The sequence below is a fragment of the Kitasatospora sp. NPDC088783 genome (assembly GCF_044750705.1).
Taxonomy (GTDB): Bacteria; Actinomycetota; Actinomycetes; order Streptomycetales; family Streptomycetaceae; genus Kitasatospora; species Kitasatospora fiedleri.
This window is the reverse complement of sequence record NZ_JBIVKJ010000016.1, coordinates 103,096-126,235: the sequence shown is the minus strand read 5'-3', so window position 1 is coordinate 126,235 and position 23,140 is coordinate 103,096. Positions and strand designations below refer to the sequence as shown.

General features: G+C 75.0%; 18 protein-coding genes. 2 read left to right on the top strand and 16 right to left on the bottom strand.

From position 1 onward, the window contains the following. Window positions 1–173: 173 nt before the first annotated feature. The gene (locus tag ACIP60_RS31750; RefSeq protein WP_400691060.1) at window positions 174–869 is read left to right on the top strand and encodes a FadR/GntR family transcriptional regulator; all 696 of its coding nucleotides are present in this window, start codon (window positions 174–176) and stop codon (window positions 867–869) included. Between the two features lie 36 nt (window positions 870–905). Here the strand turns inward: ACIP60_RS31750 and ACIP60_RS31745 are convergent, their stop codons facing one another. The 9 genes from ACIP60_RS31745 to ACIP60_RS31705 form a co-directional block, all read right to left on the bottom strand. Beyond that, window positions 906–3,299, bottom strand: a complete 2,394-nt coding sequence (locus ACIP60_RS31745) for a SpoIIE family protein phosphatase (RefSeq protein ID WP_400691057.1) — start codon at window positions 3,297–3,299, stop codon at window positions 906–908. A 553-nt stretch (window positions 3,300–3,852) separates the two neighbouring features. Continuing rightward, on the bottom strand, window positions 3,853–6,537 hold the full coding sequence (locus ACIP60_RS31740) for a SpoIIE family protein phosphatase (RefSeq protein WP_400691054.1): 2,685 nt from the start codon (window positions 6,535–6,537) through the stop codon (window positions 3,853–3,855). An 82-nt stretch (window positions 6,538–6,619) separates the two neighbouring features. Continuing rightward, window positions 6,620–6,928 (bottom strand): hypothetical protein, encoded by a 309-nt coding sequence (locus ACIP60_RS31735; RefSeq protein WP_400691051.1) that lies wholly within the window; start codon window positions 6,926–6,928, stop codon window positions 6,620–6,622. Window positions 6,929–7,053: 125 nt separating this feature from the next. Continuing rightward, window positions 7,054–8,538, bottom strand: a complete 1,485-nt coding sequence (locus ACIP60_RS31730; RefSeq protein ID WP_400691048.1) for a hypothetical protein — start codon at window positions 8,536–8,538, stop codon at window positions 7,054–7,056. A 67-nt stretch (window positions 8,539–8,605) separates the two neighbouring features. Then, window positions 8,606–9,781 carry a mandelate racemase/muconate lactonizing enzyme family protein gene (locus ACIP60_RS31725; protein ID WP_400691045.1) on the bottom strand — a complete coding sequence of 392 codons (1,176 nt, stop codon included), beginning with the start codon at window positions 9,779–9,781 and terminating at the stop codon, window positions 8,606–8,608. 56 nt (window positions 9,782–9,837) lie between these two features. Next, window positions 9,838–11,124 carry an MFS transporter gene (locus ACIP60_RS31720; RefSeq protein ID WP_400691042.1) on the bottom strand — a complete coding sequence of 429 codons (1,287 nt, stop codon included), beginning with the start codon at window positions 11,122–11,124 and terminating at the stop codon, window positions 9,838–9,840. A 29-nt stretch (window positions 11,125–11,153) separates the two neighbouring features. Next, window positions 11,154–12,125: an SMP-30/gluconolactonase/LRE family protein gene (locus tag ACIP60_RS31715; protein ID WP_400691039.1), complete on the bottom strand. Its 972-nt coding sequence runs from the start codon at window positions 12,123–12,125 to the stop codon at window positions 11,154–11,156. 65 nt (window positions 12,126–12,190) lie between these two features. Beyond that, a complete protein-coding gene (locus ACIP60_RS31710) occupies window positions 12,191–13,108 on the bottom strand; it encodes a sugar kinase (RefSeq protein ID WP_400691086.1) in 918 nt (305 codons plus the stop codon). 14 nt (window positions 13,109–13,122) lie between these two features. Beyond that, window positions 13,123–13,773: a bifunctional 4-hydroxy-2-oxoglutarate aldolase/2-dehydro-3-deoxy-phosphogluconate aldolase gene (locus tag ACIP60_RS31705; RefSeq protein ID WP_400691036.1), complete on the bottom strand. Its 651-nt coding sequence runs from the start codon at window positions 13,771–13,773 to the stop codon at window positions 13,123–13,125. 99 nt (window positions 13,774–13,872) lie between these two features. On the opposite strand from ACIP60_RS31705, the gene ACIP60_RS31700 reads away from it, so the two are divergent. After that, entirely contained in the window at window positions 13,873–14,649 is a 777-nt protein-coding gene (locus ACIP60_RS31700; protein WP_400691033.1) for an SDR family NAD(P)-dependent oxidoreductase, read from the top strand. Between the two features lie 177 nt (window positions 14,650–14,826). Here the strand turns inward: ACIP60_RS31700 and ACIP60_RS31695 are convergent, their stop codons facing one another. The 7 genes from ACIP60_RS31695 to ACIP60_RS31665 all read right to left on the bottom strand — a co-directional run bounded on the left by ACIP60_RS31695 (window position 14,827) and on the right by ACIP60_RS31665 (window position 22,997). Next, entirely contained in the window at window positions 14,827–15,495 is a 669-nt protein-coding gene (locus tag ACIP60_RS31695; protein WP_400691030.1) for a GntR family transcriptional regulator, read from the bottom strand. A gap of 80 nt (window positions 15,496–15,575) precedes the next feature. Beyond that, window positions 15,576–16,241, bottom strand: a complete 666-nt coding sequence (locus ACIP60_RS31690; protein WP_400691027.1) for a GntR family transcriptional regulator — start codon at window positions 16,239–16,241, stop codon at window positions 15,576–15,578. A 139-nt stretch (window positions 16,242–16,380) separates the two neighbouring features. Next, on the bottom strand, window positions 16,381–18,222 hold the full coding sequence (locus ACIP60_RS31685; RefSeq protein ID WP_400691024.1) for a ricin-type beta-trefoil lectin domain protein: 1,842 nt from the start codon (window positions 18,220–18,222) through the stop codon (window positions 16,381–16,383). 196 nt (window positions 18,223–18,418) lie between these two features. After that, window positions 18,419–19,711, bottom strand: a complete 1,293-nt coding sequence (locus tag ACIP60_RS31680; protein WP_400691021.1) for a Gfo/Idh/MocA family protein — start codon at window positions 19,709–19,711, stop codon at window positions 18,419–18,421. Window positions 19,712–19,822: 111 nt separating this feature from the next. Next, window positions 19,823–20,641 carry a carbohydrate ABC transporter permease gene (locus ACIP60_RS31675; protein WP_400691018.1) on the bottom strand — a complete coding sequence of 273 codons (819 nt, stop codon included), beginning with the start codon at window positions 20,639–20,641 and terminating at the stop codon, window positions 19,823–19,825. Next, window positions 20,638–21,651, bottom strand: a complete 1,014-nt coding sequence (locus ACIP60_RS31670) for a carbohydrate ABC transporter permease (RefSeq protein WP_400691015.1) — start codon at window positions 21,649–21,651, stop codon at window positions 20,638–20,640. Before ACIP60_RS31670 ends, ACIP60_RS31675 begins: the two co-directional genes overlap by 4 nt. Next, window positions 21,648–22,997, bottom strand: coding sequence for an ABC transporter substrate-binding protein (locus tag ACIP60_RS31665; protein WP_400691012.1), 1,350 nt, complete (start codon window positions 22,995–22,997; stop codon window positions 21,648–21,650). The genes ACIP60_RS31670 and ACIP60_RS31665 overlap by 4 nt, the downstream gene beginning before the upstream one ends. Window positions 22,998–23,140 lie beyond the last annotated feature (143 nt).

Genomic DNA, 23,140 nt, shown 5'->3' with positions numbered 1-23,140 from the left:
GGAAGCTGTGCTGCCAGGCCGGGGGCGGTGCTATGGTCGTGCTCGCCCAGGACCAGGAAGGGGAGCTCGCGCATGCTCGGTGGAGTGTTCCCGGTGGCGCAGGCCCCGCGGGGCGGCGGGCGACGGTCCGCCGTCGCGGACGGGTGCCCGGGAGCCGTCGGGGGGCTGGTCGGATGACGGTCGGACGCGGGACGCTGAGCGACCAGATCGTCCGGGAGATCATCGCGGAGATCAAGGAGCGCGACCTGCGGGCCGGTGACGAGATCCCGGCCGAGGGCGAGCTGGCCGAGCGGCACGGGGTGAACCGCCTGGTGGTCCGCGAGGCTGTCCGGACCCTGGTGGCCCGGGGCGTGCTGGTCTCCAGCCAGGGCCGGCGGGCCCGGGTCGCGGTGCCCTCCCCCACGGTGCTGGAGCAGATCCTGGAGTTCCGCCTCAGCCAGAACTCGATGGAGCTGCGCGACCTGATAGAGACCCGCCGGGTGATCGAGGGCGAGCTCGCCCGCCGCGCGGCCTCCCGGGTCGCCGCCGGACAGGGTTCGGTGGACGGGGCCGAACTCGCGCTGGCCGCCATGCGCGAGCGCACCGGCGACCGCGACGCCTTCATCGCCGCCGACCTGGCCTTCCACCAGGCGCTGGCCGACCTGGCCGACTCCAACGTGCTCTCCTTCATCCTGTCGGCCATGAACGGCGTCCTGCTGGACGCCCGCCGCACCAGCTTCCAGGGCCGGGAGGAGCGCGGCAGCAGCCACCAGGAGACCGTCGACGCGCACCGGGAGATCCTCGACGCGGTCGTCGCCGGCGACCCGGACGCCGCGGCCGGGGCGATGGCACGCCACCTCACCGAGACCGGGCACGACCTGGGGCTGTGACGGCCGGCCGCGGGGCGCGGAACCGCGGCCGCCGGCTCAGAACCGCGGTTCCAGGGCGAGTTCGGTCCAGATCGTCTTGCCGCGCTCCGCGTACCGGCAGCCCCAGCGCTCCGCCAGCTGCGCGATCAGGAACAGGCCGCGCCCGCCCTCGTCGCTGTCCAGCGCGCGGCGCAGGCGCGGCTGGGTGTTGGAGGGGTCGGAGACCTCGCAGACCAGCGTCCGGTCGCGGATCAGCCGCAGCACGGCGGGGCCGTGGGTGTAGCGGATGGCGTTGGTGACCAGCTCGCTGACGATGAGTTCGGCGGCGAAGGCGAGGTGGTCCAGGCCCCAGGCGGCGAGCTGGGCCCCGGTGTCGGCGCGGGCCCGCTGGACGTCGGCGAGGTCGGCGTACCGCCGGGTCAGGGTGGACTGCGGCAGGACGGCGCGGGTGCGGGCGAGCAGCAGCGCGGTGTCGTCCTCGGGGTGGTCGGCGCCGGGGCGGGCGGCGAGCAGGTCGGCGGCGACGTCCTGGAGGGGGCGGTCGGCGGGGGCGAGGCCGGGCAGTCGGGTGAGCAGGCCGGGCATGGCGGCGTCCGGGTCGTGGCCGGTGAGGCCGTCGGTGTACAGGGCGAGCAGGCTGCCCGGCTCCAGCACGGTGCGGTGCACCTCGTAGGCGCTGTCGCCCGCGCCGAGCGGCGGCCCGGGGTCGAGCGGCAGGTAGCGGGCGGTGCCGTCCGGGGTGAGCAGCAGCGGCGGGGGGTGTCCGGCGCTGGCGGTGTGCAGTTCCCGGCCGACGGGGTCGTAGACGGCGAACAGGCAGGTGGCGCCGACGGTGTCGGGCTCGGCGGACTCGGCGGCCATCCGCTGGACCAGGTCGTTGAGGCGGATCAGCAGGTCGTCGGGCGGCAGGTCGAGTTCGGCGAGGGTGTGGACGGCGGTACGCAGCCGGGCCATGGTGGCGGTGGCCTGGAGCCCGTGGCCGGTGACGTCGCCGATGACCAGGGCGGTGCGCAGCGAGGAGAGCGGGAAGGCGTCGTACCAGTCGCCGCCGACGCCGAGGGTGCCGTCGGCGGGCCGGTAGGCGCCGGTGCTCTCGCAGGCGGTGGTGGTGTCGGTGGTGGGCGGCGGGAGCAGGCTGTTCTGGAGGACGACGGCGGTGGCGTGCTCGCGGGTGTAGCGGAAGGCGTTGTCGAGGGCGAGTGCGGTGCGGTCGCACAGGTCCTGGACGAGTTTCACGTCGGCGTCGTCGAACGGTTCGGGGGTGGTGGTGCGCCAGACCATGACGTAGCCGAACAGCCGGCCGCGGTAGTAGAGCGGGCAGCCGATCGCGGAGCGCATGCCCGCGGGGACGTGCGCGGCGATCAGCCGCGGGTCGCCGCTGAGCGCGTAGCGGGCGCTGTCCGGGTCGAAGGCGAGGGCGCCGCCGACCGCGACGGCCGCGATCTCCGGCCGGTCGGGGACGGTGGGGACGGGTTCGCCGACCTGCACGAGCGGGGCGGGCCAGCGCCCCCCGGTGGCCTTCGCGGCGACCCGGCGCGGCGCGGACGCCTGGACGCCGGGGTAGCCGAGCTGCGGGTCGCGGCCCTGCAGGACGGCGTCGGGGAAGTCGACGGCGGCCAGGTCGCCCAGAGCCGGAACCAGCACGTCGACGAGTTCGCGGGCCCCGCCGACCACGTCGAGGGAGCCGCCGATCTCGGCGGCGCGCCGGTACGCCTCGGCCAGGCCGAGCCGGGCGCGGCCGGCGGCGGGCAGCTCGACCAGGACGACGACCACGCCGCGGGGGCGCCCGTCGGGGTCGGCGTCGGGGTCGGCGGCGGGGAAGCAGGTGAGGGAGAAGACCCGCTGCTCGTCCAGGCGGTGCTCGACCCCGATGACGGCGGTGCCGTCGAGGGCGGTCCGGTCGCAGGCGGCCCGGGCGGGCACGCCCTCGGGGGTGCGCAGGCGCTCCAGCCAGTCCTGGCCGTCCGGGCCGGTGCCGAGGCCGCTCACCAGCAGGGCGTCGAAGGCGGCGCTGAGCCGGACGGGGCGCAGGCCGCGGTCGAGGTAGGCGGTGGCGATGCGGTCCTGCTGGAGCACGGCCCGGGCCAGCGAGGCGTCCGGGAGCCCGAGGCCGGCCGGGTCGGCGGGCTGCGGGGTGATCGTCAGCAGCGCGCCGCCGCCGGGCGGGCCCGCGGGCAGCAGGCGCAGGTCGACGGTGCGCGAACCGCCGTCGGCGCGCCGCAGTCGGGCGCCCTCGACGGGGGCGGTGCCGGTGGGCAGCGGGCCGCCGAGCAGCTCGGCGGCCGGACGGCCGCGCAGGCCGTCGGCGGGGACGCCGAACAGGTCGGCGGCGCCCTGCGACCACCAGGTGACGGTGCCCGCCGGGTCGAGCAGGACCGCGGCGCTCGCGGGGACGGACTCCCGCGCCGGGTCCTGGCCGGGGGCGGGCGCGGGGGGTGCTGGAGAGTCCACGGGGCGTCTCCCCTTCCGGGCTCGGGCGCGTACCTCCTGCCAGGATGCGCCGCCGGACGACCGCGGGCACGCCGCGACCGCCGCCCACCACCCGGCTGGCGCGCCGCCGGGGGGCGTGGCTACCCCGCGAGGTCCGGCTCCAGGGCGTCGGGGAGGGCGGGGAGGTCGGTGGCACCGTCCAGGACGCGGGCGTGCGGGGGCGGTGGCGAAGTCGGCGGCGTCGGTGGGCGCGCCGGTGCGGACGGCGGAGACCCGGGCGCCGGCCCGGTGGGCGGTCGGCAGGTCGCCGGTGGCGCCGCCGACGGCGGCCATCCGGTGCAGCGTTCCGCCGGGGCCTCCCGGGCCCAGATCGCCCTGCGCGCTGCTGCCCGCCGTCACCCCCCGGCTGGCCGGGCTTGCTCCTCCCCCGGCTGGACGTCGACGTCCGCGCCTCGCTGGTCCTCTGGCCGGTCGGGGCCGTCGACCTGCTCCCGGCGGCGGTCCGCCGCCACCCGGTCCGAGCCCCGCCGCCCCGCCCGGGCCCCGCCGTCCGGTCCGGACGCCCCGACCGTCGTTACAGGTCCCCCCACTGGTCGAGCAGGGCGTCGGCGTCCGGCTCGGCGGGGCCCGGGTCCTCCGCGAGGGTCTGCTCGGCCCAGATGATCTTGCCGCGGGCCAGGTAGCGGGTGCCCCAGCGCTCGCAGAACCGGGCCACCAGGTAGAGGCCCCGGCCGCCCTCGTCGGTGTCTGCGGCGCGGCGCAGGTGCGGGGAGGTGCTGCTGCCGTCGGCGACCTCGCAGATCAGGTGCCGGTCGTCGCAGAGCAGGCGCATCCGGACCGGCTCGGTGCCGTAGCGGATGGTGTTGGTGACGAGTTCGCTGATGATCAGCTCGGTGGCGAAGACCTTGTGCTCCAGGCCCCAGCGCTCCAGGGTCGCGGTCACCTCGGCGCGGATCCGGGAGACCGCGGCGGGGTCCCGTTCGAGCCGCCACTCGGCGATCCGGTCGGGGTCGAGGCGGCGGGTGCGGGCGGCGAGCAGCGCGACGTCGTCCTCGGGGCGTTCGGGCAGCAGCGCGTCCAGGACGGCGGTGCAGGCGCCCTCGGGGGTGCCGTCGGAGCCGGCCAGGGCCCGGGCGAGCAGGCCGAACGCCTCGTCGGTGTCGCGGTGGCGCTGCTGGAGCAGGCCGTCGGTGAACAGCACCAGCAGGGTGCCCTCGTCCAGGTGCAGGTCGAGCAGCTCGGCGGGCAGCGCCGCGCCGGTGCCCAGCGGCGGGGAGAGCGGCAGCTCGGGGACGTGCACGGTGCCGTCGGGGTGCAGCAGCGCGGGCGGCGGGTGGCCGGCGGAGGCCAGCGCGCAGTGCCCGGTGGCCGGGTCGTAGACGGCGTACAGGCAGGTCGCGCCGGTGACCGCGCCGTCCGCGTTGGGGTCGAGTCGGGTGGCGAACTCGTCGAGCTGGGCGAGGAGTTCGTCCGGTTCGAGGTCGAGGGCGGCGAAGTTGTGCACCGCGGTGCGCAGCCTTCCCATGGTGGCGGCGGCGCCGACGCCGTGGCCCACCACGTCGCCGACGGCCAGCGCGACCCGGGCGCCGGAGAGCGGGATGACGTCGAACCAGTCGCCGCCGACGCCGGCCTCGGCGGGCCGGTAGCGCCAGGCGGTGTCGACGGCGCTGTGGGCGGGCAGTTCGCCGGGCAGCAGGCTGCGCTGGAGCGCGGTGGCGGTGGCGTGCTCGCGGGTGTAGCGGCGGGCGTTGTCCAGGCAGACGGCGGCGCGCAGCGCGAGCTCCTCGGCGAAGGCGAGGTCGTCGGCGGTGAACGGCTGCTGCTCGGCGCGCCAGAAGTTGGCCACCCCCAGGACCAGGCCGCCGGCCTGGAGCGGCACCGAGACCAGGCTGTGCAGGCCGAAGTCGAGCAGTTCGCGGGCGTGTTCGGGGTCGGCGCACCAGTCGTCGCGGGCGGCGAGGTCGATCAGCAGGGCCCGGCCGGCGACCAGGTCGGCGGGGATGGTGGAGACGGGCGCGGTGCCGACGGGGTGGCCGAGCGGGTACAGCGGGAAGCCGGCCCGGACGCCGACCCGGGCGGTGCGGCGCACCCGCAGGCTGCCGGGCTCGGGTTCGGCGCCCTCCAGCACGGGTTCCAGGAGTTCGACGGTGGTGTAGTCGGCGAACTCCGGGACGGCGGCGGCGGCGAGTTCCTCGGCGGTGCGGGTGACGTCGAGCGTGGTGCCGATCCGCAGTCCGGCGGCGTACAGCAGGTCGAGGCGGCGGTGCGCGGTCTCGGCGCGGCCGGCCAGCGCGCGCAGCTCGGTGGTGTCGCGCAGGGTGGCGACCGCGCCGTCGGTGCGGCCGGCCCGGCGGACGGGGCGCTGGTTGACGGCCAGCAGGCGGTCGCCGACGGGGTGCACCTCGTCGGTGGCGGTGCGGCCGGAGCCGAGCAGGTCGGCGAGGTCGGGCGGCAGGCCGAGGGCGTCGAGCCGCGGGGCGGGGTCCGTGGCGGGCAGGTCGAGCAGGCGGCGGGCCTCGTCGTTGGCGAGTTGCAGGCGGCCGTCGCCGGTGATGACGACGCCCTCGCGGACGGCGTGCAGCACGGCGTCGTGGTGTTCGTACATCCGGGTCATCTCGGCCGGTCCCAGGCCGTGGGTCTGCCGCCGCAGCCGCCGGCTGACCAGGGCCGAGCCGCCGGCGGCGAGCACCAGGGCGACGCCCGTGGCGGCGAACAGCACGGGCAGCTGCGCCTGGAGGTGCTCTTGGACGCTCTTGACCTGGATGCCGACCGAGACCAGGCCCACCGGCTTCCCGGCGGGGTCGAAGACGGCGACCGTGGTGTCCACGGCCCGGCCGAACAGGGTGCTGTCGAAGGTCTCCTGGAACGGCCGGCCGCTGAAGGCGGGGGCGAACGCGCCGGAGACGTGGCCGCCGATCAGGCTCGGGTCGGGGTGGGACCAGCGGATGCCGTTCGGGTCGAACGCCACCACGTACGCCACGCCCGCCTTCATCCGGGTCTGTTCGGCGGCGGGCTGGAGGACGGCGCTGGGGTCGGCGGACTCCATCGCGGCGCGCGTCCCGGGCGCGTTGGCGAAGGACTCGGCGACCGACATCGAGCGGTCGTACGCCTCCTGCGTGGTGCGCTGGCGGGCCTGCACCACCAGCGCCGCCAGCGCGGCACCGGCCAGCACCACGATCACCACCAGTTGCAGCAGGAACACCCGCGTCGCCAGACTGCGCGGCAACCGGGCCCACCGCGGTCTCCCGTGCTCGCTCACCCCTACATTCTGGGAGCCCGCCGGGCCGACGGCCTGTCCGGACGAGTAGCGGGCGCGGCGGCGGTCGGGGTGGCGGGCCCGTTCAGCGGGTGGCGGCGGCGGAACGGGGCAGGCCGCTCGGCTCCCACCGGCGGACCTCGGCTCGCTCCCCCGTGCCGGGCGCGCCCGCCAGCGCGGCCTGCCGCCCGGCGGCGGCGACGGCCTCCGCGGCGGTGGGCGTCCAGTGCGCCGAGACGCGCAGGCCGGTGCGTCCGTCGTCCAGGGCGGTGCGCAGGGTGACGATCCACGGCGGCCCCCAGACGTGCGGCGGGCGCGCCGACGGAGCCGGCGCGCCCGGGGACGGAGCGGCGGGAGCGGTGGAGGCGGTGGAGGCGGTGGAGAAGCAGGACACGGTGTCCTCCGGGGTGGTGCTCGGTGGGTGCGGCGGCGCCCGCCGCCCGTCAGGGCGGGGGCGGTGGGCACCGCCGCGGCTTGCGGGGCCGCCCCGGGCCGGGGTCCGGGGCGGCGGGGGGCGGGTCAGGGGGTGCGGACCCAGAACTCGATGGACAGCGGCGGGACGGTGATGGTCAGGGTCGGGCCGGTCTTGAATCCCAGGGACTGGTTGTTGGTCGAGGGGCCGTAGCGGTGGCCCTCGAAGGCGGCGGCGGTCCGGGTGTCGACGGTGTAGGTGAAGGAGTCGGTGGCGGAGCGGTTGGTGATCGCGAAGACGGGCTTGCCGGCCGGGGTCTTCCAGGCCATGATCCGCTGGTCCCGCAGGACGGCGGACTCGTCGACGCCGTAGCGGACGGAGTCCCACGGCAGGTACCGGACGAAGCCGGCCACGGCGTTCCAGTTCTGCGGGTTGAAGTCCCAGTGGCCGACCGGGATGTCCGGGAAGTGGCTGAAGTCGGTGTCGCCCGGCGGTCGCCAGAAGCCGAGCGAGTAGCCGGGCGCCTCGGCGTTGGTGGTGGGCTTGAGGGCGTGCAGCCAGAACCAGGTGGGGGCGTCCTGGAAGACCATCCAGTTCATGATCGACTGGGCGGTGTTGACCGTCCGCACGTCCGAGGTCGTGTTGTCGAGGTACTCGAACTCGTTGTTGAAGACCGTCTTGCCGGACGCTCCGACCCGGAAGTCGTGGTCGATCTGGTAGTCGGAGTCGTAGCCGATCCGGTGGTAGGTCCAGGCGTCCACGTAGGACAGCGCGGTGGCGTCCCGGGTGATCGCCTGGCCGATGGCGCCGCCCCAGCCGTCGAGGCTGTCGGCGGTGACCATGACGTTCGGGTACCTGGACTTGATCTTCGGCACGACGGCCTTGAAGGTCGCCAGGTACTGGTCGGCGGTGTAGACGCAGGAGGAGTAGCCGGTGGAGAGCCGGGGCTCGTTCTGCAGGCCCCACATCGAGACCGGGACGCCCTGGGCGGTGAGGTGGTCGAGGTCGCCGACCAGGGCGTCGCCGAAGTCGGACAGGAACTGCGGGTCGAAGGAGGAGAGGTGGCCGCCGATGTAGGAGTCGTTGGACTTCCAGCCCGGGGCGGGCGACCAGTACTCCACCGAGGTGCCCTCGATCCGGGCGCGGCTCATCATGTCGGCGAGTCCGGCGCCCTGGCCGGCGAAGCGGTCCTGGATGTGCTTGCGGGTGGGGTCCAGGCCCCGGTAGTAGAGGCCCATCGCCAGCCGGCAGTAGCGGAAGCCGCGGTCGGAGCGGCCGCCCATCAGCATCTGCTGGTAGAACCGGGTGAGTTCGGAGGCGGTGAGGTCGTGCGGGACGCCGCTGACGGTGTCCGGCAGGCCGTTGTTGCCCGAGCCGATGGAGTCGGACTGGATCTCGAAGCCCAGGCCGAGGATGGTCTGCTTGGCGGCCTGGTCGAAGCGGATCGCGTAGCTGCCCGAGGTGGCGGCGGCGGTGGCCGCCGCGGCCGGGGACAGGTGGAGCAGGGGCGAGAGCGCCGCGCCGGCGCCGACGGTCGCGGCGCCGCGCAGCATGGAGCGGCGGCTGATCCCGCTCGGCTCGGGCAGGGCCATGGTCTACCTCCGGGGGTGGGTGGGGAAGGCGACGGGGTACTGCGGGTGTCCGCGTCTCCGGCCGGGGTCAGAGACGGGCGACGGTGTAGCGGTCGACGGCGTCCTCGTCGAGGTCGAAGCCCAGGCCCGGGCCGGTGGGCACGGTCAGCACGCCGTCGGCGAACTTCGGCGGGTTGCGCAGGATGGCCTCGCGGATCGGGTTGGGCAGCCGGTTGTACTCGTAGGTGCGCAGGTTCGGGGTGGCCGCGCACAGGTGCAGGGCGGCGCACAGGCTGACGCCGGAGCCGACGCCGTGCGGGGCGATGTCGACGTGGAAGGCGGAGGCGAGCGCGGACAGCCGCATCGCCTCGGTGATGCCGCCGCACCGGGCCACGTTCGGCATGAAGACGTCGATGGCCCGGTTCAGCAGGGACTCGCGCAGGTCGAAGCGGGTGAAGTGGGTCTCGCCGTTGACCACGGTCAGGCCGGTGCGGCGGCGCAGTTCGCCCAGGTTGGCCAGGTCGTCGACCTGGAGCGGCTCCTCGTACCAGGAGATGCCGAGGTCGGCCAGGACGGCGCCGACCCGGGTGGCCCGGTCGAGGTCGTAGGCGCAGTTGGCGTCGGTGAGGATCTCGACGTCCTCGCCGACGGCGGCGCGCACCGCGCTCAGGTGGGCCCGGTCGGTGCGCTCGCCGCGCCCGATCTTGACCTTGAGCGCCTTGAAGCCGGCGTCGACGAAGCCGAGCGCCTGGCGGGCGGAGTCCTCGGGGTCGGCGTGCAGCGCGACGGGGCTGGCGTAGCAGGGCACCGTCTCCCGGATCGGGCCGCCGAGCAGGCGGTGGACGGGCTGTCCGGCGAGCTTGCCGCGCAGGTCCCACAGGGCGAGGTCGACGCCGGCCAGGGCTTCGAGGTAGAAGCCGCGGTTGTGGCCGCCGGCCGCCTGGCCCTGGTAGAGGCGCTCCCAGACCGCGCCGGTGGCCAGCGCGTCCTGGCCGATCAGCAGCGGGGCCAGCACGGTGGCGACGACGGTGGCGGTGACCTGCGGGGAGGGCAGGCCGTACGCCTCGCCGATGCCGACGCTGCCGTCCTCGGTGTGGACCTTGACCAGGGTGGCGTACTGGCCGCGGCGGGGCAGCACCAGGTGGCTGGAGGCCGGGTAGCGCAGCCAGTCCGGCACGTCTGCGGGCGAGTCGTAGAGGTCGTCGAAGCTGGCGGACAGGGCCAGGGCCTCGACCTTGGTGATGCGGAGCGGCTGGGTGCTCACGGGTCTCTCTCCTGCGGGGGTGGTGCGGGCCGCCCTCGGTCGGAGGGCGGGGCGGGTCAGGCGTGTTCGAGGATGTCGCCGCGCGAGGTCTCGCGTCCGCTGAAGACCGCGACCGCGGTGATCAGGCAGCCGGCCACCACGTAGAGGGCGACGGGGGCGATGGAGTCGGTGCCGGCGACGAGCGCCGCGCCGATGAAGGGGGTGGTGCCGCCGAAGATCGCTCCGCCGAACTCGCGGCCGACGCTGACCCCGCTGAACCGGACCCGGGCGTCGAACTGCTCGGCGACCAGGGCGGCCTGCGGGCCGAAGACCATGTCCTTGCAGACCGGGACGGCCAGCACCAGCGCCAAGAAGACCAGCGCGGTGTTGCCGGTGCCCAGCAGCCAGAAGAACGGGTAGGCGTAGACGATGGTGCAGCCCAGGCCGATGGCGACCATGGTGCGGCGGCCGATCCGGTCGGAGAGCCAGCCCCAGAACGGGATGGTGAGGATCTCCAGGGCGCCGGCCAGGGCGGCGGCCCACAGCATGGTGGACTTGGGGATGCCCAGGTCCTTGGTGGCGTAGGAGAGGCCGAACGCCTGGATCAGGTAGGCCCAGACGAAGCCGGAGGCGGTGATCCCGAGCACCCGCAGGACGGCGCCGGGCTGCTCCTTGACGACGGTCAGGAACGGGAAGCGGACGGTCTCGGCCTGGTCGGCCAGCTCGGTGAACACCGGGGTCTCCTTGATGCCCCGGCGCAGCCACACGCCGAACAGCACCAGGACGAAGCTGAGCAGGAACGGGATGCGCCAGCCCCAGGTGAGGAAGGCGTGGTCGGGCAGCAGGGCGACCAGGGCGAAGACGGCGGTGGCCAGGACGGAGCCGGCGCCGGTGCCCATCGCGGGGATGGAGCCGAACAGGCCGCGCTTGCCGTTGGGGGAGTTCTCGACGGTGAGCAGCGTCGCGCCGGCGAACTCGCCGCCGACCGCGATGCCCTGGCAGATCCGCAGCAGGACGAGCAGGACCGGGGCCCACACGCCGACGGTGGCGTGGGTGGGCAGGACGCCGACCAGGGTGGTGGCGACGCCCATGCCGAGCATGGTGACCAGCAGGACGTACTTGCGGCCGATCCGGTCGCCGAGGTGGCCGAAGAGGATGCCGCCGACGGGGCGGGCCGCGAAGCCGACGCCGAAGGTGGCGAAGGAGGCCAGGGTGGCGCCGGTCGAGCTGGAGCCGAAGAAGAGCGGGCCGAAGACCAGCGCCGAGGCGAGGCCGTAGAGGTTGAAGTCGTACCACTCCATGACGGTGCCGACGGTCGCGGCGGCCATGGTGCGCCGGGTGGGGGCGCTGGGGGTGTTGTTCACGAGGGTTCTTCCGGGGTGTGCTGTGGTGGTCACGGGGTTCTCCCACCGGCTGGGGGCGGCTTGTGCGAGTTACCGTATGCGATATACGAAATGCGGTCCATAGCTGCTGCGGCGGTGTTTCCGTTTCGTGTCCCGGCCTCCTCCCGGTAGGCCGCGGCGGGCGGCGCGGCCACCTCCGAACGACGGGCCAGCACCGCGCCCGCCAGGGCGTCCGGCTCCGGCAGCCGGTGCCGGGCGGTGGTGGCGAACATCAGCCCGCCGCCGAAGGCCACGCTGCTGACGTGCGGCGTACCGACGGCCGAGGCTCCCAGCAGCCGGCCGTCCGGGGCGTGGCAGCGCACCGTCCCCGCCCCCCAGGCCGCGACCCACAGCCGGCCCCGGGCGTCCACGGCCATGCCGTCGGGGCGGCCCTGCGCGGCGGGCAGCCGCACCAGCGTCCGGCTGCGGCCCAGCTCCCCGGTGGCCGGGTCGAGGGCGTGCGCGGTGATCTCGCCGCGGGCGCTGTCGGCGAGGTAGAGCACCGTGCCGTCCGGGGCGAAGACCGGCCCGTTGGGCACGGTCAGTCCCGCCAGCACCCGGTGCACGCCCCCGTCGGTGTCCACCCGGTACAGGCTGCCCGCGCCCTCGGCCGCGTCGGCGGCCATGCTGGTGGCCCAGAACCGGCCCGCCGGATCGCAGCCCGCGTCGTTCATCCGCCGCGGCCGGTCGGCACCGGCCTCCGGGCGGGCCAGCCAGCGCACCGGGCCGGTGGGGCCCAGCCGGACGATCCCGTCCCCGGCCGCGGCGATCCACTCCCCCGCCCGGCCCGCCACCGGGGCCACCGCGCCCAGCGGCACCCCCAGGTCGGCCGGCGTCCGCACCCGGCCCGGCCGGGCCGGGTCCCAGGCGTGCAGCGTCCCGCGCAGCAGGTCGGTGTAGTACAGCCGCCCGTCGTGCCAGCGCGCGGCCTCGGCCAGCTGGTGCCGGGCCGGGCCGACCGGCCGCCAGTGGTCCTCGCGCATCGGCGACTCCTCCGTTCGGTGCGGGTGGTACGCGGTGCGGGGCGCCGCTCAGCACGCGGCGGCGCTCAGCGCAGGGCGGTGCCGGGCGCGGCGGAGAGCAGTCCGAGCTCGGTCCGGACCGGCAGGCCCTCCCAGTCGCCCGCCGCGGCGACTGCGAACGCGCCCAGCGAGACCGCCCGTTCCAGCCGGTCGGCCACCGACAGGCCGTCCAGCCGGCCCGACAGGTAGCCGGCCGTGAACGCGTCACCGGCGCCGACCGTGTCGCGCACCGTCACCCGCACCGCCGCCCGGGCCGTGGACCCGTCCTCGGTGAACACCTCGGCACCCTCGGCGCCGCGCTTGACCACCACCTCCCGGACGCCCGCCTCCAGCAGCGCCTCCACCCGCGCCGCCTCGGTGTCCGCCGCCGCCGGGGCGGCCAGGTGCAGCTCGTCGTCCGAGGCGACCAGCACGGTGGCTCGGGCGGCCAGCGGGCGCAGCGCCTCGGCGGCGTCCGCGGCGGTCCACAGCCGGGCGCGGTGGTTGACGTCCAGGCAGAGCGCCGCGCCGGTGCGGTTCGCCCGCTCGGCCGCGTACCGCACGGCGCCCAGCGGGCCGGGGCCCAGGGCGGCGGTGACACCGGTCAGGTGGACCACGTGCGCGCCCTCGGCGAGCGCGGCGGCGGCGTGCCGCTCGGACAGCAGGCTGCCCGCCGAGTGCGTGCGGTAGTAGACGACCCGGGTCAGGTCGGTGGTGCGGGGTTCGAAGACGACCAGTCCGGTGGGCGCGTGGTCGGCCACCGGGGCGTGGGCGAGGTCGACGCCCTCGGCGCGCAGAGTGCGCAGCACCAGGCGGCCGAACTCGTCGGCGCCGACCACGCCCGCCCAGCGCACCCGGTGGCCGAGCCGGGCCAGCCCGATGGCGACGTTTGCCTCGGCGCCGGCCACCGACAGGTCGAGGGAGCCGCCCAGGTGCAGGGGGCGGTCGGCGCGCAGCGCGCCCATCGCCTCCCCGAGCGTCACGACGTCGAGCACGGCCGCTCCTCCTTCACCACGCGCAGGAACTCCTCGATCCGGCCGGGCAGTCCGGCGTCGCCGCCGGGGTGGGCGGCGGCGCCGACCAGCGGGCCGCCGACGCCGACGGCCAGCGCCCCGGCGGCCAGGAACGCGGCGGCGGCCCGGGCGTCGACGCCGCCGACGGGGACGAAGTGCGCGGCGGGGAACGGGTCGCGCAGGGCCCTCAGGTATCCGGGGCCGCCGAGGGCGGCCGGGAAGAGCTTGAGCGCGGCGGCGCCCTCGGCCAGCGCGAGCGCCACCTCGGTGGGCGTCACCACCCCGGCGAGCACCGGCAGGCCCGACTCACGGGCCCGGCCGAGCGCGGCGGTCACCCCGGGGGTGACGGCGAAGGACGCGCCGGCCGCCGCCGCGTCCCGGGCGTCGGCGGCGGTGAGGACGGTGCCCGCGCCGAGCGCCGCGTCCTCCCCCAGGACGGCGCGGGCCCGCTCGATCACGGTCAGCGCCCCGGCGGTGGTCAGCGACACCTCGACCAGCGGGACACCGCCCCGGAACAGCGCCAGGACCGTGTCGAGCGCCGCGTCCGGGTCGCTCCCGCGGACGATGGCCAGGAGCCGGTGCCTGCGCAGGCTCTCGATGAGGTCGTCCGGTTGCACGCCTGCCTCCAGGGCTCGAACAGCATTTCAGATATAGTATACGTTCCTCCTTCGCCCCCGCCCGTCCGCCCCCGCTCCGCCGTCCCGAAAGGCCCCCTCATGACCAGAACGGCCCTCCTCACCGGCGCGGCCGGCGGCATCGGCCGCGCCGTCGCCGCCCGCCTGCTCGCCGACGGCTGGCAGGTGGCCGGCCTCGACCTCGCCGGCACCGGCCCCGACGGGGTCCGGATGCACCACGCGGACGCCACCGACCCCGTCCAGGTGCGGGCCGCGGTCGCCGCCGCCCTCGACCGGCTGGGCCACCTCGACGCCCTGGTCACCTGCGCCGGACTGACCGAGGGCGCGCCGCTGCACGAGACCACCGACGCGCAGTGGCACCACGTGCTGGACGCCAACCTCACCTCGGTGTTCCTGTGCGTGCGCGAGGTGCTGCCCGCCATGCTGGCCGCCGGGACGGGCACCGTGGTGACGGTCGGCTCGGTCCTGCACCGCACCGCCGCGCCCGGCCTGCCCGCCTACGCCGCCGCCAAGGGCGCCGTCGCCGCCCTCACCCGGCAGTTGGCCGTCGACTACGGCCACCACGGGCTGACCTTCCTCACCCTCTCCCCCGGCTGGGTCCGCACCCCCGCCACCGAGTCCCGCCTCGGGGCCCGCGCCGACCAGGACCTGGCCCGGCTGCGCGAGAGCAACCCGCTGCGCACCGTCGCCGACGCCGCGCAGGTCGCCGACGCCGTCGCCCTCGCCCTCAGCCCCGCCGCCGCGCTGCTCACCGGCTCCGAACTCGTCCTGGACGCCGGCGCCCGCCTGGTCAGCCCCGCCAGCCTGCTCCGCGACACCCACCGCGAACGGCTGGGCCTGCCCCCGCTGGACGCCTGACGGCCCGTCGAGAACGCCGAAGGGCCCGCCGGTCCGGCTCCCCCGAGCGGGAGCGGACCGGCGGGCCCTTCGGCGTCCGGGCCCTTCGGCAGCCAGGCTCCTCGACCTCCGGACCGTTCAGCCTCCGGACCGTTCGACGTCCGGACCACGGGAGTCCGGCGCGGTCGGTGCCGGGTGTCAGGCGCCGACGGCGACCTCGTGGTCGGCCTGGGCGCGCATGTGCAGCCGGGCGGCGTCCGCCGCGGCCCGCGCGTCGCGCGCGTGCAGGGCGGCCAGCAGCGCCTCGTGCTCCTCGACGACCGAGCCCCACTCGCGCTCGCCCATCGGCGCGGTGATCCGGAACCGGCGCACCGTCAGCAGCAGTTGATCGGTCAGCTCGGCCAGCACCCGGTAGCCGGCCGCCTCGGCCAGCAGGCGGTGGAAGCGGGAGTTGAGCTCCGCCATCGCGGTCAGCTCCCCGCCTTCCAGCGCGGCGCGCATCTCCGCCTGGACGCCCTCGACCGCGGCGAGGGCACCGTCCGTGATCCGCTCCGCGGCCAGGCCGGCCACCAGCGTCTCGATCGCCTCGCGGGCCAGGAACACCCCGCGCATCTCGGCCACGTCCACGGCGGCCACCGTGACCCCGGCGTGCGGCCGGGACACCAGCAGCCCGTCGGACTCCAGCCGCTTGACCGCCTCCCGGATCGGGATCTTGCTCACGCCCAGCACCCGGGACAGCTCGTCCATGTTGACCCGGTCCCCCGGCCTGAGGTCGCCGCGCGCGATCGCCCCGTGCAGGCTCTCGTAGGCCAGATCGGCCTTGCTCCTGACCACCGGCAGCGGATTCGCCCAGCTGTTCTCACCCATCGGTCAATCGTATGCGATATCCTGCCTACTGTCCAAGGCTCAACAAACCCAGCGCAACGATCCGGACACGCCCCGCGGGGTCAGCCCTCCCGGGGCACCGGCTCCTGGTCGGCCTGGGAGCGGATGTGCGCCCGGGCGGCGTCGGCGGCGGCCCGGGGGTCGCGCGAGCGCACCGCGGCCAGCAGCACCTCGTGCTCGGCGACCACCGCCTCCCAGCTGCCGGTGTCCAGCGGCGCGGCCACCCGGTAGCGGCGCACCGTCAGCAGCAGCTGGTCGGTCAGCTCGGCCAGCACCCGGTAGCCCGCCGCCTCGGCGAGGACGCCGTGGAACCGGGAGTTCAGCTCTGCCATCCGCTCGGTGGTCCCGGCGTCGAGGGCGGCGGTCATCCGGGCCTGGACGTCCGCCAGTTCGGCGAGCCGGTCCTCGGTGATCCGGGCCGCCGCGAGTTCGGCGACCAGCGCCTCGATCGCCTCCCGGGCCAGGAACACCCCGCGCATCTCGGCGGCGTCCACCCCCGCGACCACCGGGCCGGCGTGCGGGCGGGTGACCAGCAGCCCGTCGGACTCCAACCGCTTGACCGCCTCCCGGATCGGGATCTTGCTGACCCCGAGCGCCCGGGACAGCTCGTCCATGTTGACCCGCTCGCCCGGCTTCAGATCGCCGTCGGCGATCGCCCGGTGCAGGCTCTCGTAGGCCAGATCGGCCTTGCTCTTGACCGGCGGCAGCGACTTCGCCCAGGTACCCATGCCCACACCGTAGGCGATCGGGCCGCCGCTCCACGCCTCCTCCCCCGTTCTCCCGCCGTCGGGCCCGACGGGCGCGGCCGGATCGGTCCGGCCGCGCCCGCCCCGTGCACCGGGCCGCACCGGCGGCCCGGTGGCCGGGTCACGCGGTGGGCAGGTTCCAGAGCTGGTTGCCGGCGGCGCTGCAGGGCCAGATGTCGAGGCGGGTACCGCTGGTGCTGGTCGCGCCCGCGACGTCCAGGCACATGCCGGACTTGGTGTTCTTCAGGGTGTGGTCGCTCTGGTAGGTCCAGGACTGGGCGGGGGTGCCGTTGCAGGTGTAGAGCTGGACGCTGGTGCCGGCGGCGGTGGCGCCGCCCCGGACGTCCATGCACTTGCCGTAGGCGCGGACGGTGCCGTCGCCCGGGATGGTCCAGTTCTGGTTGGCGCCGCCGTTGCAGCCCCACAGGTCGAGGTCGGTGCCGTCGGTGGAGACGGCGCCCTTGACGTCGGCGCACTTGCCGGCCAGGCCGGTGATCGGGCCGCTGGGCGCGACCGGGCCGCTGGGGGTGAGCTTGAGCAGCCGGGAGCCGTAGGCGGGCAGGGTGGCGCTGAAGCTTCCGGTGCCGGTGCCCAGGTCGGTGTGGGTCCACATGTCGTGGACGCCCGCCGACTGGGCGGTCCGCAGGCCGAGGTCGGCCCAGTTCGCGGTCACGGTCGCGGCGGTGGAGCCGAGGTTGAACAGCGCGACGGTGTAGCTGCCGTCCTTGTTCCGGACGTACCAGGTCTGCTGGTTGGTGGCCTGGCTGACCGGCTTGGCGGGCAGGCCCTGCTGGTTCTGGGCGATGACCTCCGGGTTGGTGAGCAGCGACAGCCCGAGGGAGTCGAGCTTGGTGAGGTCGTCACCGGTGTACATCGGGGAGTTGACGATGGACCACAGGGTGGTGGCGGTCCGGCGCTGGTCGTCGGTCAGGCCGTCCATCGCGCCGTTGCCGACGTCGAGCGAGTCCAGGTCGGGGAAGAAGCCGGGCTTGGTGTAGGGCGCCCAGCCCGGGGCGCTGGTGAAGCGGGAGACGACGTGGTTCCAGTCGACCAGGGTGCTGCAGTAGCACTCGACGTCGCCCTGGGTGCGGACGCCGGTGGCGTTCTGCTGCCAGTAGGGGGCCTCGTCCTTGCGCATCGCCCAGGACAGTTCCAGGTGGCCCTGCCAGCCGAGGGCGTCGAACGCCTTGCGCCAGCCGGCGACCTCGTAGTAGCTGCTCCTGGCCAGGTCGGCGACCGTGCCCGAGGTGCCCGAGGGGGTGACGCCGTCGAGCTTGAGGTAGTCGATGCCGTAGCCGACGAGCTTCTGGGCGACCGAGTGGATGTACTCGTAGCCGCAGGGGTTGGCGTCGGACATGTCGAGGGCGTAGGCGTTGTCCCAGGCGCTGGGCAGCACGACGGGGGCGCCGGTGGAGTCCCTGAGGACAGCGTTCTGGGTGGTGCAGCCGTGGGTGGTGCCGTAGACGGGGGCGTTGAGGTTGTACGCCTCCTTCGCCATGCCGGCGTAGTCGTAGACGCCCATCTTGAGGCCGAGGGCGTGCACCTTGTCGACCACGGTGGCCATCGGGTCGGGGAAGCGGGTGGTGTCCTGGTCGATCCGGCCGTAGGCGTCGAAGTGCGGGTTGCGGTCGATGTCGGCGTACCAGGCGGCGTCGATGTTGACGAACGTGTAGCCGGCGGACGCCAGGCCGGTGGAGACCAGCGCGTTGGCCTGCTGGAGGATGTGGTCCTCGTTGAGCCAGCTGGACCAGCTGTGCGGGTTGACGCCCGGGTAGGTGGTGGCCTGCAGGCTCCAGCTGCTCCAGCCCAGGTACGGGGTGGGGGCGATGGTGGCGGGCGAGAACACGACCGGCGCGGCGGGCGCGGCGGCGGTGGCGGTGGCCGGGACGGTGGCGCCGAGGCCGGCGGCGACGGTGGCCGTCGCCAGCAGGCCGGTGAGCAGGCGTCTTGCGGTTGTCCTCATCGTTGAGTCCTCTCGGTGGGGGTGGTCGTCCCGTCCGGGCGGTGTGCGGTGCCGCCCGGACGGGGGGTGTGTGCGGCGAGGGTGCCGCGGTCCGCTGCCGCCGCCGGCGGTGCGGACGCCGGTGGCGGGTGGGGGCGGAGTTCCAGGGGCCCGGCTCGGGGGCCGGGTCAGGGGGTGGGGCAGGGGGCGCGGAGGCTCAGGGCGTCGGCGCGGCCGGGGCGGCCGGGGCGCCGACCGGGAAGCGGCTGCGGATCGGCTCGACGGTGTGCCCGTGGCGGGCGCGCTCGGCGGCCCAGGCGACCAGGTGGCTCTCCAGGCTGGTGCGCGGGTCGGACAGGATGCGGTGGGGGTCTCCGGTGGCGAGGGCGTCCAGGAACGCGTCGACCAGCCGCTCGTCGCCGCCGCCGTGCCCGGTGCCCGCGTCGGCGCCCTCCAGGCCCAGGGTGAGCAGTTCCTTCGCGCCGGTGCGGAAGTCGGTCAGGGTGACCTGCACGCCGTCGCCCTCCAGCTGCCCGTGGGTGCCGAAGATCCGGGTCTTGCGCTGGGCGTACTCGGTGAACGCGGTCATCGTGAAGGAGGCGGTGGCGCCGCCCTCGTACTCCAGGTTGACCACCTGGTGGTCGACCACGTCGTTGTCGCAGGCGTACACGCAGCGGCCGTAGGGGCTGGTGCGCAGCGCCTCGATCACCCCGTCCTCGGTGCGGGCGGGGGTGACGACCGACAGCGGCCAGCGCTCGCGGTCCGGGTCGCCCAGGCAGCCGACGTACAGGCGCTTGGCGGAGTAGGGGCAGGACGCCTCGATCGGGCAGTCCGGGCAGCGGTCGGTGGCGCCTTCGGGGCGCTGTTCGGCGCGGAAGTGCTTCAGGCCGCCGAAGGAGGACACCCGCAGCACCGGCCGGCCGACGATGTGGGAGAGCCAGTCCAGGTCGTGCGAGGACTTGGCGAGCAGCATCGGGGTGGCGTCGGCCTCGCGGCGCCAGTTGCCGCGCACGTAGGAGTGCGCCTGGTGCCACCAGCCGACCGGTTCCAGGTGCTCGACGCTGACGACCTCGCCGAGGCGGCCGGAGTCGACGATCCGCTTGAGGGCCCGGGTGTAGGGGGTGTAGCGCAGCACGTGGCAGACGGCGAGCATGACGCCGGCCCGCTCGACGGCGTCGATGATGCGCAGGACGTCGTCCTCGGTCGTCGCCATCGGCTTCTCCAGCAGGATGTGGTAGCCGAGTCCGGCGAACGCGACGGCCGGGTCGACGTGGTCCGCGTCCTGGGTGGTGATCACGACGGCGTCGGCGAACTTCCGCCGCTGCGCCAGCGGTCGCCAGTCGGTGAGGATCTCCGCGTCCGGGTGGGCGGCGCGGGCCCGGGCGGCGCGCTCCGGGTCGGGTTCGCAGACCGCGGCGACCACGGCGCGGCCGGTGCGGGCGGCGTAGCCGGTGTAGGTGCTGCCTCGGTTGCCCGCTCCGACCAGCAGCAGGCGAAGGGGAGGGGTCATGGGCGACGGGTCCTTGGGTCGGGAGGCGGAAGGAGGGCGTGCTGCGCCCGGGACGGGCACGGCAGGGCGGCGCGGGCGCGGGAGGCGCGGGCACGGGAGGGCGGGCCGGGGTCAGCCCTTGACGGCTCCGGCGACCATGCCGGCGACGAAGTTGCGCTGGAAGAGCAGGTAGACGAGCACCACGGGACCGATCACGATCAGGGTGGCGGCGGCCAGCATCGGCACGTCGGTGGTGTGGGCGCCGACGAAGAAGGCCAGGCCGGCGGGGGCGGTGCGGTGGGCCGGGGTCTGGATGAGGATCAGCGTCAGCAGGAACTGGTTCCAGGCCCACAGGAAGTACAGCAGCCCCAGGGTGGTCAGGGCCGGGCGGACGCAGGGGACGAGCACCTTCCACAGCACGGTCCAGCTGGAGGCGCCGTCCAGGGAGGCCGCCTCCAGCAGTTCCTTGGGCAGCGCGGTGAACTGCTGGCGCATCCAGAACGCGCCGAACGGCATGTAGAGGCCGACCAGGGCCAGGATCAGCGAGACCGGGGTGTCGGTCAGGCCCAGCGAGCGCAGGTCGTAGTAGAGCGGGACGACCGCGGCCTCGTAGGGCAGGGTCAGGCCCAGCAGCAGCAGGCCGAAGATGACCTCCCGGCCGCGGAAGCGCATGGTGGCGAAGGCGTAGCCGGCCAGCGTCGCGCAGAACAGGGCGAGCGGGACGACGCCGAGGCCGACCATCGCGCTGTTGGCCAGCAGGCGGCCGAACCCGGCGGTGGACCAGGCCCGGCCGAAGGCGGCCAGGGTGGGGTGCTCGGGCAGGGAGAGGCCGGACAGCGGGGTGCCGGGCGGGTTGAGCGCGGCCAGCAGGAGCGCGGCGAACGGGATCAGGACGCCCGCGCAGAAGACGGCCAGCAGCGCGCGGCCGGTCAGGCGGTCGGTGCGGCTCATGCGCGCTCCCGGGTGAGGCGGCCGATGGCGAGGACCACCAGCGAGATCAGCAGGCTGAGGACGACGGCCAGGGCGCAGGCGGTGCCCACCTCGCCGCCGGTGAAGGCGAGCCGGTAGATGAGCAGGCCGGGCACGGTGGTGGTGTCACCGGGGCCGCCGCCGGTGGTCACGTAGACGACGTCGAAGCTGGCCAGCGCCGAGATGACGGTGACGGTGACCGCGACGCCGATCTCCGCCCGCAGGCCGGGCAGGGTGACCGAGAGGAACTCCCGGACGGGCCCGGCGCCGTCGATCCGGGCGGCCTCGTAGAGGCTGGTGTCGATCTTCTGGATGCCGGCCTGGAAGAGCACCAGGCACAGGCCCAGCATCACCCAGCTGCCGACCAGGCCGACCGCGACGTAGGCCCAGGTGAAGTCGCCGAGCCAGGCCCGGGTCCAGGAGTGCAGGCCGACCGCGTCCAGCAGCTGGTTGACGGTGCCGTCCTGGGCGTACATCCAGCGCCAGATGACGCCGACGGCGACCAGCGGGACGATCTGCGGCAGGAACAGCACGGTGCGGGAGACGGCGAAGTTGCGGCCCTGCCGGGCCCGGCCGATGACGGCCGCCAGCACCAGGCCGGCGGCGATCGGCAGCACGGTGTAGAAGCCGATGAAGCCCAGGGCGTGCCACAGCGAGCCGATCAGCTGCGGGTCGGTGAGCACCTGCCGGTAGTTGTCCAGCCCGGTCCAGACGCCGGCGGTGACGCCGTCCCAGCGGTAGAAGGACAGCTCCAGGGTGTGCAGCCACGGCGCGATCACGAACGCCGTGTACAGCAGCAGCGCGGGCAGCAGGTAGAGGTAGGCGACCCGCTGGCGGCGGGGGCCGCGCCCGGCGCGGCTCCGGGCGGCACCGGCGGAGCGCCCCCGGCGGGCCGCCGCCCGTCCGCCCGCGGCGGGGGCCGCCCCGGCCCGCTGCGTGCGGGCTGGGGCCGGGGCGGCGGTCCTGGGTGCCGGCTGGTGCGCGGCGGTCACTTGTGGCCCTTCTGCCAGTCGTCCTGGAGCGCCTTCAGGTAGTCGGCGGGCGAGGTCCGGCCCGCGACGAGCTGCTGGCCCTGGGAGGTCAGGGTGTCGTTCATGGTCGGGGTGCTGTTGTTGAAGTACGGCACCAGGCCGTTGCTCTTGGCGACCCCGGCCCAGGCGGCCGCGTAGTCCTTCAGGATGCTGTTGTCGGGGGTCTTGACGGTGTCGGCCTGGGCGACGGGCATGTAGCCGCTGGCGAACTCGATGGCCGCGGCCTCGGGGGTGGTCATGAAGTCGAGGAACGCGGCGGCCAGGTCGGGGTGCTCGGCCTTGGTGGGGATGGCGTAGGCGAGCGAGGTGCCGACGCCGGTCGCCGGGGCGCCGGCGCTCTCGCCGGGCAGGGTGAAGAAGCCGGCCTTGCCGGGCAGCGCCTTGTCGACCGCGGTCGCGTCCCAGTTGCCGTCGAACATGAACAGGCCCTGGCCCTTGGTGAAGGCGGTCATCGCCGCGGCCCCGTCGGTGCCGTTGGCGCCGCTCGGCAGGTAGCCCTGCTTGGCCCAGTCGGCCACCTTCTGGGCGGCCCGGGTGGCGGGGTCGTTCTCCAGGCTGCTGCCGGAGCTGCCGAACGCCCACGCGGTGCTCTTGTCCGGCCCCTGGAAGTTGTCGGTCAGGGCCTGGAAGAGGTAGGACGACTGGCCCTGCATGTTGGGCATCTGGATCGGCAGCTCGCCGGCGGCCTTGGCCTTGGCCAGGTCCTGCTCGAACTCGGCGAGCGTGGTGGGCGGTTCGATGCCCAGCTTCGCCGCGATGTCCTTGTTGTAGTAGACGCCGACCAGGGAGAAGCCGGCCGGCGCGGCCCACAGCTTGCCCACCCCCAGCGTCTTGCCCTGGCTGTCGGCGCGCCACTGGTCCAGCTCGCTGGCCGACACGGACTTGTCCCAGCCGTAGGCGTCGACGTACGGGTCCAGGGGGCGGATCAGACCGGCCTTGGCGGTGTTGCCGAGCTTGTTGAGCAGCGCCAGGTCGGGCGCGCTGTCGGAGCCGAGGGTGAGGTCCAGGCTGGTGTCGTAGCTGTCGACGCCGGTGAAGCGGAAGTCGACCGTGACGTTCGGGTACTTCTTCTGGAACGCCGCGCTCAGCGCCTTGGTGGTCTCGGAGGTGTCCGAGCTGAGCACCGACAGGGTGACCTTGTCGGTGGTGATCGCGGTGGAGACGGCCGAGGGGGCGGTCGAGGAGGCCGGGGCGGTGCCGGGGGTGCCGCAGGCACTCGCCAGGCCCGCCACGAGCAGGGCGGCACAGGCGGCCAGGGCCGGGCGGCGGGGGCCTCTGCGGCCGGAGGTGGGGGTGGACGACGGCATGGCCGGCTCCTCGGTGGGGGGTGCGACCCTTATGAAGGGTTCTTGCTTAAGGGGTTGGCAGGATCGTAGGAAGCCGCGAAGCGCCACGTCAACAGTTCGGTCGGGTTCTTTCGTAACTATCCTGCATATGTCGCCGGAGGTGT